Genomic DNA, 12,142 nt, shown 5'->3' with positions numbered 1-12,142 from the left:
ATGCGCAGACGCACGTTCCTGACCGGCTCGCTCGGTGTCGTCGCGGCCGCCGGAGTGGCCACGGCCACCGGGTCGGCCGCCGGCACGGGCCCCGTGATCACGGTCGGCTCCAAGCAGTTCACCGAGTCGTGGGTGATGGGCGAGCTGTACGCCCAGATCCTGCGCAAGCGCGGCTTCGACGTCGTCCTCAAGTCCAACGTGGGCAGCGCCGACCTCATCGACCGCGCGCTGCGCAACGGGCAGATCGACCTGTACCCCGAGTACACGGGCGTCATCCTGCAGACGTTCGCGATGCCGAAGCACATGCCGACGACGGCGCGCGACACATACGAGGCGGCGAAGAAGTTCGAGGCGGGGCGCGGGATCTCGCTGCTGCCGCCGACGCCCTTCCAGAACCGCAACGCCGTCGCCGTGCGCACCGCCGACGCGCGCAAGCACAAGCTGAAGACCGTCGGCGACCTCGAGCGCCTCGGGAAGATCTCGTACGCCGAGTACCCCGACAACATCACGGGACCGCTCGGCTTCGACGCCGTCGTCAAGGCGTACGGGCTGCACGACATGAAGGTGCGGCCGCTCAACATCGGCCTGCAGTACCCGGCGCTGAAGAACGGGGACGTGGCCGCGGCCGACGTGTTCACCACCGACCCACAGCTGCGCCGCTACGACTTCACCATCCTCGACGACGACCAGGCCATCTTCGGGTTCCAGAACGTCTCCCCCGTCGTACGCACGTCCCTCGTCGAGAAGTACGGCAAGCGGCTCACCGAACCGCTGAACGCCGTCGACGAGTTGCTCACGGAGGAAGCGATGCAGGCCCTGAACGAGGCCGCCGCGATGATGCGGCTGAGCCCGGCGAAGGTCGCCGACCGGTTCCTGAGAGCGAACAAGCTGATATGACCGTGACCGAGGAGCATTCCACGATGCAGACCGCTGGCGCCGCCGACGACATAGTTTTCGACTCGGCCACCAAGACGTATGACGGCACCGACGACCCCGCGGTCGACGCGCTGTCCCTGACCGTCCCGGCGGGCGAGATCTGTGTCCTGCTCGGCGCCTCCGGGTGCGGCAAGACGACCGCGCTCACCCTCGTCAACCGGCTCACCGAGCTGACGAGCGGGGACATCCGGATCGGCGGCAGCAGCATCCGCGAGCAGGACGTCATCGAACTGCGGCGCGGCATCGGCTACGTCATCCAACAGGCCGGACTCTTCCCGCACTTGACGATCGAGGAGAACGTCGCGACGGTGCCGCAGGTGCTCGGCTGGAAGAAGCCGAGGATCGCGGAGCGCTCGCGCGAGCTGCTCGAACTGGTCGGCCTCCCGCACAAGGAGTACGCCCACCGCTACCCCTCGCAGCTCTCCGGCGGCCAGCGCCAACGCGTCGGCATCGCACGGGCGTTGGCGGCAGACCCGCCCATCATGCTGATGGACGAGCCGTTCGGCGCGCTCGACCCGGTGACGCGCGAGCACGTGCAGGACGAGTTCCTGCGCCTCCAGGAACAGGTGCAGAAGACGACGCTGTTCGTCAGCCACGACATCGACGAGGCCGTCCGCATGGGCGACCGCATCGCGATCCTCGCCAAGGGCGGCAAGCTGCTCCAGTACGACACCCCGGAGCGGATCCTGCGCGAGCCCGCCGACGACTACGTGGCCCGCTTCGTCGGCACGGACCGTGGACTGAAGGCACTGACCCTGCGGACGCTCGGCGACCTGAAGCTGGAGCCGGCGGACGAGGCCGGTTCCGACGACGTGCTGCGCACGAGCGACACACTGCGCACCGCCCTGTCGGTGCTGATGGCCGGCGGCGCCGAGCGGCTGTCCGTCACGGACGAGGCCGGAAAGCCGGTGGGCTCCGTCACCGTCGAGCTCATACGGGAGGCGGCGTGAGCGGGTTGCTGTCCCTGGCGGCGGGAACCGACCCCGTCATCCCCGACTTCGGCACGGTCAGTTCGTGTGTGCGCGACAACGGCGTGTTCTGCGTCGACTGGTTCACCGCGAACTTCTCCAGCGTGTTCGGCCCGGCTCTGGTCCAACACGTGCGCCTCACGATGATCGCGGTCGGGATCGGCTTCCTGATCGCGTTCCCGCTGGCTCTCCTCGCCCACTTCCGGAAGTGGCTGGTCAGGCCGCTGGGCGGGCTGACGTCGTTCCTCTACACGATCCCGCCGATGGCGCTGTTCACGCTGCTCGTCCCGGTGTCTGGCCTGTCCGTGCTCACCGCCGAGATCGCCCTGGTCGCGTACACGCTGATGGTGCTGTTCAAGTCGACGGTCACCGGCCTCGGCGAAGTACCGGAGGACGTACGCCGTGCGGGGGTCGGCATGGGCCTGACCCGGCGCGAGATCCTGTGGCGCATCGAGCTGCCGCTCGCGCTGCCCGCCGTGATCAGCGGGCTTCGGGTGGCGACCGTGACCACGATCAGCGTGGTCGAGATCGCCGCGTTCATCATCGACCAGGGGCTCGGTTCGCCGATCATCCAGGGCCTCCAGTCGCCGTTCAACACGCAGTTCATCGGGGCCGGTCTGCTCGCCGTGGCGCTCGCGCTCGCCGCCGACGGACTGCTCGTGCTGCTCGGCCGGGTGCTCACGCCGTGGGCCAGGACGCGGAGGACCGTCTGATGCACACCTTCCTCTCGAGTTTCTCGTTCATGGCCGACCACTTCGGCCTGCTGCTCAGCCGGACCGTCGACCATCTGCTGCTCTCCGCGGCCGGAGTCGCCGTGGCCCTGGTGATCGCGGTGCCGCTCGGTGTGTGGCTCGGGCACCGCGGCAAGGGCTCGTTCCTGACGGTCAGCATCTCCAACATCGGCCGGGCACTGCCGTCCCTGGCCCTCATCGCGATCTTCCTGGGCCTGCTCGGCATCGGCTTCGTGAACGTCATGACGGCGCTGGTCATCATGGCGATCCCGCCGGTGCTCACGCACGCGTACCTGGGTGTGGAGCAGGTCGACGCGGACCTGGTGCGGGCCGCGCGCGGCATGGGTCTGACGCAGTGGCAGATCCTGTGGCGCGTCGAACTGCCCCTCGCCCTCCCGGTGTTGTTCACCGGCATCCGGATCGCCGTCGTGTACGTCATCTCCAGCGCGACCCTGGCGGCCGTCGCGGGCGGCGGCGGGCTCGGCGACATCATCCTCAACCAGGTGTCGTACGGCCTGTCGGGCGTGATCGCGGCGGCGCTGTGGGTGGCGGTCCTGGCGCTGGTTGCCGACGGCCTGTTCGGGGCCGTCGGCAACCGGCTCGCGCCGCGTGGGACGCGCGTCTAGAACGACCGTCTGGGACGCCCGTCTGAGACGGGCGTCCGGGACGCGCGTCTAGATCCCCGCGTCGCAGCAGCCCTCGCGGCGCATGTGGCGGCCCACTTCCAGCCAGTCGTCTCCGGTGGCCCTCAGTGTTCTGGAGGCCACCGGTTCGAACGAGCCGACAAGGTCGGCCTGTTGGAAGGGGACGCCGCCGCGCAGCACGGCCGTCGTACGGATCAGGTCGTCGAAGTCGGTGAACGGGTCGCCGTCGACGATCGTGAGGTCGGCGAGCTTGCCCTCCTCCAGGGTGCCCAGGTCCGCGTCCGCCCCGAAGATCCGTGCGGGCATGAGCGTCGCCGTGTGCAGCGCCTGGGCCGGGGACAGCCCGCCGCGGTGCAGGGCGCGCAGCGCCAGGTGCAGGTGGAGGCCGACCGGGACGAGCGGCTGGTCGGTGCCGAGCGCGATATGCCCGCCTGCGGCGAGGACGCGCCGGTACACCGCCAGCTCCGTGTCCAGCGTGGCAAGTTGGGCAGCCGTGGGCGGTGTCTTGGCCAGCTTCTCCACGGCGGCGGTGTCCCACGGCGGCATCAGGCGCGTGACGCGCGGGTCGTCCGCGAGGGCCGGATCGGCGCCGATCAGCGGCTGTGCCGTGAACGGAGTCGCGATGAGATGGAAGTCGCCGGTCCTCGAGTAGATCTCCTGGACGTCCTCGCCGGAGTGGCCCGTCGCCGTCGTCGCGTGCCCGAACTCCAGGCGCTGGGTGGCCTGCAGATGGGTCGTCAGGTCCTGGCCGAGCTGGATTCCCGGTGTGCACAGGTGGCTGCCACTGCGCACCCCGAGATGTTCGTGCGCGAAGGATGCCGCCTCCTTCATCACCCAACCCGGCGCCCGCACATAGGTTTTGACGAAGTCCCAGTCGAGCGCGGCGGCCCGGTCGAGGGAGCGGCGCAGGCCCGCGCGGGTGCGGTGGGCGCGTCCCATGCTGTAGGCGACGCGCGGCCCGTCGAGCAGTTCGCCGGTGGCGAGGAGCCGCGGCCCCGCGAGCGCCCCCGCGTACACCGCTTCCCGGATGCGGGCCTGCTCGTAGGCGAAGCCGCCGAGGGAGACCGCGGTGGTGATGCCGTACGCGAGTTGCAGCGCGGTCTGGCGGCCGCCGTAGGTGGACTGCCAGGGGTGGGTGTGGGCGTCGAAGAGGCCCGGGATCACGGTCTTTCCGGAGGCGTCGATGCGCTTGGCGGATGCCCGGCTGCCCGCGCGGTGCGGGGTGACGGCGGTGATGCGGCCGCCCTCGACGGTGACGTCGACGTCGTCGCGGACCTCGGATCCCGTGCCGTCCCAGAACCGGCCCGCGTGCACGACGGTGTCGGCGGGGCGGGGGCGGCGGTGGTCGAGCGGGATCCTGACCGTACGGGCGGTGCCCTTCGCCACGTCGAGGAGGCGGAGTCGGCCCGCGCTCAGGTAGAGGAGCTGCCGGCTGTCGGCGGACCAGCTCGGGTGGTCCGCGGCCTCGTCGGTGACCTGGCGGGGCTCGCCGTCCGGGGTGCCGTCGGCGCGTACCGGCAGCAGCCACAGCGCGGACTCGACGACCACGGCCATGGTGCGGCCGTCGGGCGACCACACCGGCCCGGAGTCGTAGCGGTCGGCGATCGAGACGTGCGGGGCGACCGCGTGGACGACGGCCTTGCCGGTCCCGGTGTCGACGACGCGGATGAGGTTGTAGCCCTCGCGGAAGCGCTGGTTGAGGCGGCTGCGGTCGCACAGCGCGACGTATCTGCCGTCGGGCGACCAACAGGGTCTTCCGGGCAGTCCGCCGCTGCCCATCGGCGCGGCGAGGACACGTTCGGTGCCTGCGGTGAGGTCGCGGACGACGAGGTTGCCGGACATGTCGATGCAGGCGAGCCGGTTCCCGTCGGGCGAGAGCGCGGGGAAGACTCGGCCACCCTCGGCGAGCACCGTCTCCTTGCCGCTGTCCAGGTCATGTCGGCGTACGGAGAACAGGCCCGCCCGGTCGTCGGCGTAGACGAGCGCCTTGCCGTCGGGGGTCCAGGTCGGGGCGAGTACGTAGCGGGTCTGCGGGGCCTGTACGACCTTGCGCGGGGCACGGCCGCCCGAAGTGGCGCCGATCCACAGCGAGTTGAGGGCGGCGAAGGCCACCTGCTTGCCGTCGGGCGACAGCGCCGGCAGGTGCGGGGAGCGGACCGGGCGGACTCCCCCGGCCTCGAAGTCGTACTGCTTGACGCGGTAGCGCGGCCGGTCGACCGGGAGCTTCGCGGTGAACGCGATCCGTTCGCCCTCGCTCGGGGCGGCGGGGCGCACGAGACGGAAGCGGCCGTCGACGGTGAGCAGCAGGGTGTCCGGGCCCGTCCAGCGTGGCGGCACGGGGGCGAGGTCACCGGGAACGTCGACCGGCTTTCCGTCGACGACGAGGGTGCAGGTGGCGGCGGGTGACGCGGTGGTCCGCAGATAGGCGAGGGAACCCTTGGCCTTCGGCGCGACGGCGGGGGTCATGACCTGGGCGCCGGAGTCGTCGGTGTGCTCTGTCGTGACGGACCCGGTTCCGTCGGCGGCGACCGAGGCGAGGGTGGACGCCTGGAGGGTTCCGGCGTCGGTGACCACTCCTCGTACGAAGAGCACGCGCGTGCCGTCGGCGGACCAGGTCGGGTCGAAGTCCTCCCAGGCACCGGCCTGCCCCGGGCCTTCCTGGCCGGGAGCGCCGGTGAGGCGGGTGAGGGTTCCGTCGCGTACGTCGATGGTCCAGATGCGGTACGGGGCGGCCGACTCGGGGTCGCCGCCACGCTCGGAGGCAAAGGCGATCCGGTGGCCGTCCGGGGACCAGGCGGGGCCGCGGTCGTCCCACGGCCCGTCGGTGAGCTGCTTCGGCGTGCCCCCGTCGGCGTCCAGAAGCCACAGGTGGAAGCCGCCGCCCTGGTAGCCGCAGACGACGAGCCGTTTCCCGTCGGGGGCGAACTGGGGGCGGGTGGGCTCGAGTTCGGGGGTGGTGAGCGGTCTCGCGGTGCCGCCCTTGCGCGGGATCGACCACAGGATGTTCTGGATCTCGGCGACGAAGCGGTCACCGGACGGGGCGAGGGTGGCGGCCCCATTGGTGGCGGCGGTGAAGGAGAGCGACGCGGGGGCGGTCGCGGCTGCCGCCGCCGCCGTCGCCGGTTCGAGGAGCGCACCGGCGCCCGCGGCGACGGCGCCGGCCGTGGCGGTGGTGGTCTGCAGGAACCGGCGGCGGGTGAAGGACGGGCCGGCGACAGGGGCGGTGACGGGGGTGGTGTCCATGAGACTCCCATTGCACGGAGGGCATGTGGGCCCACGGGACCGAGGGGGCCCGTGGGCCTTGCGGGACCGAACTGTGCGCGAGTCGGAGAAGGGACGCACAGCAACATACGTGGCACCCGCAGTGAGTCAACATGGCCGACGCCGCGAACCGGCCGATGGACACACGGAAGCCGCCCGCCGGAGTGGGCACGGCGGGCGGCTTCCAGGAGCTTGAAGTCCGGCTCTGCGTTCGGCTTTCCGCTACTGCTCGACCGGGCCGGTGGGTCCGGTGAGCGGCAGCACCGTCTGGCACTTCACCGCGCGGGGGTGGGCGGGATCGAGCGCGTTCAGTACGTGGGTGAGGGTGATGGGATCGTACGGGGCCTGGAGATGGTCGGAGTAGTCCTTGGCGCAGGTGTCCTGGAGGCGGATGTTGCGCACGGTCGCGCCGGGGCCCGCCTTGAGGAAGGCGTTGGTGTAGGGCGTGACCACCTCGTCGTACTTGGTGGCGATGACGGTGTAGTCGACGCCCGGCACGGTGTCGCCGCCGGCGTCCAGGGCCTTGTTGAAGTCCGAGCCGATCTCCTGCTCGGAGAGGGCCGGTGCGGTCTTGTCGAGGAACCCGTTCACCGGTTGCAACAGGTGGAGTTGGCGGCCGAGTTCGGTGATTCCGGAGAGCGTGGTGCCGTGGTTGGAGGGGGTGATGCCGACGAGCTTGTCGACCTTGCCCGCGGCGCTCGGGTCGTCCTTGAGGTAGGTGCGGGGCAGCGGGCCGCCGCCCTGGGAGTGGCCGACGAGGTCGACCTCGGCCGTGCCCGTCGCGCCGCGCACCTTGTCCACGAAGGCGCCGAGTTGAGCCGCGCTCTCCTTCATGTGGGCGGTGCCCTGGATCGGCGACGTCTGCTTGTCGGCCCCGTAGTTGAAGGCGAAGACGCAGTAGCCGTTGTTCGCCAGCAGGGGCGCCGCGCCGCGCCAGTTGTCGTTCATGTTCTCGAGCGTGCCGTGGACCAGGACGACGGGTCGCGGATGTTCGCCGCTCGGCTTGCAGCCCCAGTCGTTCGCGCCGGGCGGCGCCTCACCGGCCTTGAAGAATCCGGCCAGGAATCCCTTGGTGAAGTTGTACTCGACCGGCCGTTGCTCCTCGGCGGCGGTCGCGTGCGGGGAGCCGAGCGAGACAAGTCCCGCGATTCCGAGGACACCCGCGGCGGCCGCGCCGAAAACCCTGCGTCTCATTTCCAGTACCGTCCCTTGTTCTGGAATGCCGCGTACTGCGCGGCATCGGACGGCGTGAAGCTAGGAGACACCGGAGGGGCCCGGCAATGGTGTTGGCACGGCGGTGCGTTCGGCGCGCAGAACGGTGCCAGGTTTCCGTACGCACGCCGATCGAAAGTGTCACTTGGGTGAGCGCTTCGCCGCTCCCGCGACCCCAGTGATCCGCAATATCGCTGGTGAACGACCGACTAGCACCGGTAGTTGACTTCCTGTCAACATCTTGACCCGCGAGTAACCTCGACCCATACTCGGCGGACGGACGGACCTGGGAGCGAAGGGATGAACGGTTCCGACACGGCGGCAATGCCGTCTTTCGGCGGCGCATGGGCAGTGTTTCCGCAGCGCCTCGGAGACGAGCTGCGCAAGGAGAACCGCACCCTGGCGGCCGAGATCATCCATGAAATCCGGCGCCAGATCCCGGAATTCTCCCGGCCGTTGTCGGGGAAGTTCGGGGCATTCATTCGAAACGGCGTGGAAACCGCTCTCGCCGAATTCGTCGACCGGGTAGGCGAGGGCGGCGGCGAACTCGACGCGCGGCGCCTTCCGGTCTACCGGGCGCTGGGGCGCGGCGAGTTGGCGGTGGGACGGAGCCTGGACGCGCTGCAGGCGGCATACCGCCTGGGCGGCCGGGTGGCGTGGCGCCGCTACGCGCGGGTGGCGCGCCGCCTGTCGCTGGGCACGGAGGCGGTGGCGCAGCTCGCGGAGACGGCGTTCACCCACATCGACGAGATCGCGGCGGAGTCTGTCGCCGCGTACGCCCGCGCCCAGGCGGACGCGGCGGGAACCCTGGGGCGTCGCCGCCACCGTCTCCTCACGTTGCTGATCGCGTCGGACCCGCCGGCGGCGGACGCCTTGGAGCAGGCGGCGCGGGATGCGGAGTGGGCATTGCCGGAGACGGTGGCGGGGGTGGCGTTGGGGCCTCGGCGGGTTGCGGGGTCCGGGGCCGGGGCGACTGGTCCGGGGACGGGGCCTCCCGGCGGTTCACGGTCACCCGCGCCCGGCACCGGCGGTTCACAGTCACCCGCGCCTGGGACCGGCGGCTCCCAGTCACCCGCACCCGGCACCGGCGGGTCCCAGCGGCCCGCATCCGCCCCGGGTGGGCAGCCCACGGCATCCGCCCACGACGACGCGGATGCCGCGCCCACCTTCCGGAAGCCACTCCCCCAGGACGTGCTCGCCGAGCTCGACGGCCCCGCCCCCTGCCTCCTCGTCCCCGACCCCGACCCCGACCTCAACCCCGGCACCCTCCTCACCGACCCCCGCCTGCATCGGCTGCTGCACGAACGCTCGGGTGTCATCGGCCCCGTCGTCCCCCTCGCCCAGGCCGCCGATTCGCTGCGCTGGGCCCGGACCCTGCGCGAACACGGTCCCGCCGACGCCCACCGGGAGGCGGGCCGACACCTCCCGGACCTCCTCCTGCTCGCCGACCCCGCGCTCGTCCGCCTCATGGCCACGCGGCGCCTCGCGCCCCTCGCAGGCCTCACTCCGAAACAGCGCAACCGCCTGGCCCACACCCTCCTCGCCCACCTGCAGAGCCCGCACGGCAGCGCACCCGAACTCGCCGAGCGCCTGGACATCCACCCCCAGACCGCCCGCCAACGCCTGCACCACCTGCAACGCCTCTTCGGCCCCGCCCTCACCGACCCGGACGCCCGCTTCGAGCTGGAGGCGGCGCTGCGCGCGAAGACACCGGAGACCCAACCGTAAGCCCGTGACCTGCGGGAACGCCCGCCGGTCACCTCCAAGGAATACCCCACCCCGTACCTCCGTTGAAGGGCTCGAGCAAGGAGGCAACAGTGGAGCAGCAGTACTACACGCACGGGACGGCCGCGGAGCGCTGGGACCGTGCCCAGATGTTCTTCGACGCCAAGGAGTACGCGAACGCCGCCCGGATCCTCGACGGCCTCGTCGAGGAGGTACCCGAGCAGACCGGCCCCCGCCTCCTCCTGGCCCGTTCGTACTACCACTCGGCCCAACTGGGCCGCGCCGAGACCGAGTTGCGCACCATCGTGGAGCGCGACCCGGTGGAGCACTACGCCCGCCTGATGCTCGGCCGCACGCTGGAGCGGCAGGGCCGGGGCGACGAGGCGGCTCCGCACCTGCGGATGGCGTCGGCGCTGTCGGGCGACTTCGACTAGCTGGTCGCGCGCCAAGCACAGATCAACAGACACAGAACAGCATGCGGGTCCTGCCATCCGGGCAGGACCCGCATGCTGTTGAGGCTCGTACAGGTCTAGCGCAAGCCGGATGCCAGAACTCGCCCGAGCGCCGCCCTGCCCGCAGGCCCCCATGTCGGCTTGCCGCCAGGAAGACCCCGATCACCGTTCTGGCCCATGAGGATGAGGAAGAGGCTCTTCATGGCGGCCAGCCCTCGGGCACGCCGGACCGTCGCGTCGTCCGCACGCGCGTACGCCTCGAAGAACCGTGAGACCACGCCCGCGGGAAGGAGCAGCCACGCCGCCGCGAGGTCCCATGCCGGGTCACCGGCGAACATGGCATCGAAATCGACCACGCCCGAGAGGGTCCCGTCCGAGACGACGACATTCGCGGGATGAAGGTCACCGTGCAGCCATACCGGTGGCCCCTGCCACTCGGGGGCCGCAACAGCGTCGTCCCAGACGTCCCGGACGGCCCCGACCTCGGCGGCAAGACCGCCGGCGTCGATGGCTTTCAGGAAATCCTCGAAGCCGTCCGTGCACTTCTTGGGGTGAGCGCCGCGGTCCGAACTGGCCGGCGCCTCGGCGGGCGCCTCCACATGCAGCGCCCTGAGGAACCCCGCCAACGCGTCGGCCGCGTGGTCGCCGCGACTGATCGCGGCAGAGTCCAGCGGCTCGCCGCGAACCCACGTCATGACACTCCACGGCCTCGGAAAGCGCGCGGACGGTTCACCGATCCGCACAGGGGTCGGCACCGGGAGCGGAAGACGCGGGGCCAGGACAGGCAGCCAGCGGCACTCCTTGCGCAGAAGCTCCGGGACACCTTCCATACGCGGCACGCGCACGGCCAAATCGTCCCCGAGACGCCACATCTTGTTGCCCCAGCCGCCCGCCACTTCGCGGATGGGCAGCCCCGCGAGGTCCGGATGCTGGTCGGTGAGCAGGTCGTGCACCAGCTCTGCAGTGATCTCGATCTCGCCGTCGGTCATGCGAAGCCACAGTAGGTGCATTCCTGCTGACGGCTCAGCCGTGTTGCGCGTTGGTGGCTCAGCCGTGTCGCCTGCCGGTGGCTCAGCCGAGTCGCCGGCGGACGGTGACCGCAAGACCCAGGAGAGCGCTGCCGCTGTGCCGGTGAACGGGGCCGACGCAGGCCGTACAGCCAGCCCGAGAGCAGTCCGGCCAGGCTGGCGGCGGCAACGATGGGTGCGGCCGCCCCAGGCGTTCCGTGCTCGGTGGCAAAGGCGCTCACCGAGAGGCTCATGGTGCCGAAGTACAGGCCGATGGCCAGGTTGAGTGCGGCGAGGAGGAGGAAGTCGGGACGCAGCAGCGTCGGCTCGGTGCGGAGCCCCTCGGCGTGCCGGCGGGCAGGACTGGGGGCTGTCCGGGTCTGGAGCGTGAGGGCTCCTCCCCCGCCCAGTACCAGGGCTGTGGCGAGGGCGCTGGCAAGCGGAGTCGCCCCGGCCGCACCGAGGGCGGTGACCAGGACGGGGCCCACCAGAAAGGCACTGGCGTTGGCGAGTGATTCCAGGGAGAAGGCGGTGGGCAGTTCGTCGTCGCGCCCGTCACGGAGCAGATGGGCCCAGCGCGCACCGGAGAGCGCCCCGAGCTGAGGGATGGACGCACCGGCGCAGCAGGCGGTGGCGACCGCTGCAACAGGCGCGGTGAGCGTGAGGACTCCCGCCATGGCCAGGCCGTGGGCCAGGAGGGAGAAGGGCAGGATGCGGGTCTGCCCGAACCGGTCGATCAGACCGGCCAGTTGAGGCCCGACCAGTGCCTCGGCGAGGGCGAACCCGCTGGCTGCGAGGCCTGCCGTGCCGTACGAGCCGGTGCGGGCGTGCAGCAGCCAGACCAGACCGATGCCGGTCATGGCGATGCCGACGCGGCCCAGGGCCGCGGAGAGGAAGAAGGCGGTGGCGCCGGGGATGCGCAGCAGGGGGCGATAGCCGGATGCGGCGGAAGGCATGACGATGTCCTTCGGTGCCGCCGGGCGGGGTGGGCCACGGTGGATCGCCGGCGCCTGGCACCGCATCGGGTGCGACGAAATCACTGGTGCGATCCGTGGCCCGCCGGGGACGTCCAGAACTGCGGAAGGACGGGACACGCGTCCTTGCCGCCGCCCCAACTCACCAGGCGGAGTACGCTATTTCGGTCCGGGCCAAGGCGGACCCGGACGACTGCGAGGACCGTAGCAGGAGCCGGAGCGGAGCAGCCGT

Annotated in this window: 10 protein-coding genes; 6 read left to right on the top strand and 4 right to left on the bottom strand. The window is 71.1% G+C overall.

What is annotated here, in order from left to right:
- From OG746_RS23315 to OG746_RS23300, 4 genes are read left to right on the top strand one after another with little or no spacing between them, the layout of a single operon-like run.
- Positions 1-897 carry an ABC transporter substrate-binding protein gene (locus OG746_RS23315; protein ID WP_266717516.1) on the top strand — a complete coding sequence of 299 codons (897 nt, stop codon included), beginning with the start codon at positions 1-3 and terminating at the stop codon, positions 895-897.
- 23 nt (positions 898-920) lie between these two features.
- Positions 921-1,886: an ABC transporter ATP-binding protein gene (locus OG746_RS23310; RefSeq protein WP_266717514.1), complete on the top strand. Its 966-nt coding sequence runs from the start codon at positions 921-923 to the stop codon at positions 1,884-1,886.
- Positions 1,883-2,617, top strand: a complete 735-nt coding sequence (locus OG746_RS23305; protein WP_266717512.1) for an ABC transporter permease — start codon at positions 1,883-1,885, stop codon at positions 2,615-2,617. Before OG746_RS23310 ends, OG746_RS23305 begins: the two co-directional genes overlap by 4 nt.
- On the top strand, positions 2,617-3,261 hold the full coding sequence (locus OG746_RS23300) for an ABC transporter permease (RefSeq protein WP_266717510.1): 645 nt from the start codon (positions 2,617-2,619) through the stop codon (positions 3,259-3,261). Before OG746_RS23305 ends, OG746_RS23300 begins: the two co-directional genes overlap by 1 nt.
- A 48-nt stretch (positions 3,262-3,309) precedes the next feature.
- Here the strand turns inward: OG746_RS23300 and OG746_RS23295 are convergent, their stop codons facing one another.
- Complete coding sequence (locus OG746_RS23295; protein WP_266717508.1) at positions 3,310-6,522, bottom strand: amidohydrolase family protein; 3,213 nt, start codon at positions 6,520-6,522, stop codon at positions 3,310-3,312.
- Between the two features lie 240 nt (positions 6,523-6,762).
- Entirely contained in the window at positions 6,763-7,734 is a 972-nt protein-coding gene (locus OG746_RS23290) for an esterase/lipase family protein (protein WP_266717507.1), read from the bottom strand.
- A 318-nt stretch (positions 7,735-8,052) separates the two neighbouring features.
- Here OG746_RS23290 and OG746_RS23285 point away from each other — a divergent pair, with 318 nt between their 5' ends.
- Together OG746_RS23285 and OG746_RS23280 are read left to right on the top strand one after the other, a co-directional pair.
- A complete protein-coding gene (locus tag OG746_RS23285) occupies positions 8,053-9,480 on the top strand; it encodes a PucR family transcriptional regulator (protein WP_266717505.1) in 1,428 nt (475 codons plus the stop codon).
- A 146-nt stretch (positions 9,481-9,626) separates the two neighbouring features.
- Positions 9,627-9,911, top strand: a complete 285-nt coding sequence (locus OG746_RS23280; protein ID WP_524540475.1) for a tetratricopeptide repeat protein — start codon at positions 9,627-9,629, stop codon at positions 9,909-9,911.
- A 95-nt stretch (positions 9,912-10,006) separates the two neighbouring features.
- On the opposite strand, the gene OG746_RS23275 is transcribed toward OG746_RS23280, so the two are convergent.
- Both OG746_RS23275 and OG746_RS23270 read right to left on the bottom strand, forming a co-directional pair.
- Positions 10,007-10,918: an aminoglycoside phosphotransferase family protein gene (locus tag OG746_RS23275; protein WP_266717503.1), complete on the bottom strand. Its 912-nt coding sequence runs from the start codon at positions 10,916-10,918 to the stop codon at positions 10,007-10,009.
- Entirely contained in the window at positions 10,915-11,892 is a 978-nt protein-coding gene (locus tag OG746_RS23270; protein ID WP_266717501.1) for an MFS transporter, read from the bottom strand. Before OG746_RS23270 ends, OG746_RS23275 begins: the two co-directional genes overlap by 4 nt.
- Positions 11,893-12,142: the final 250 nt, after the last annotated feature.

Source organism: Streptomyces sp. NBC_01016, assembly GCF_026341035.1.
Lineage (GTDB): Bacteria > Actinomycetota > Actinomycetes > Streptomycetales > Streptomycetaceae > Streptomyces.
This window is presented reverse-complemented; position numbering and strand designations above follow the sequence as displayed.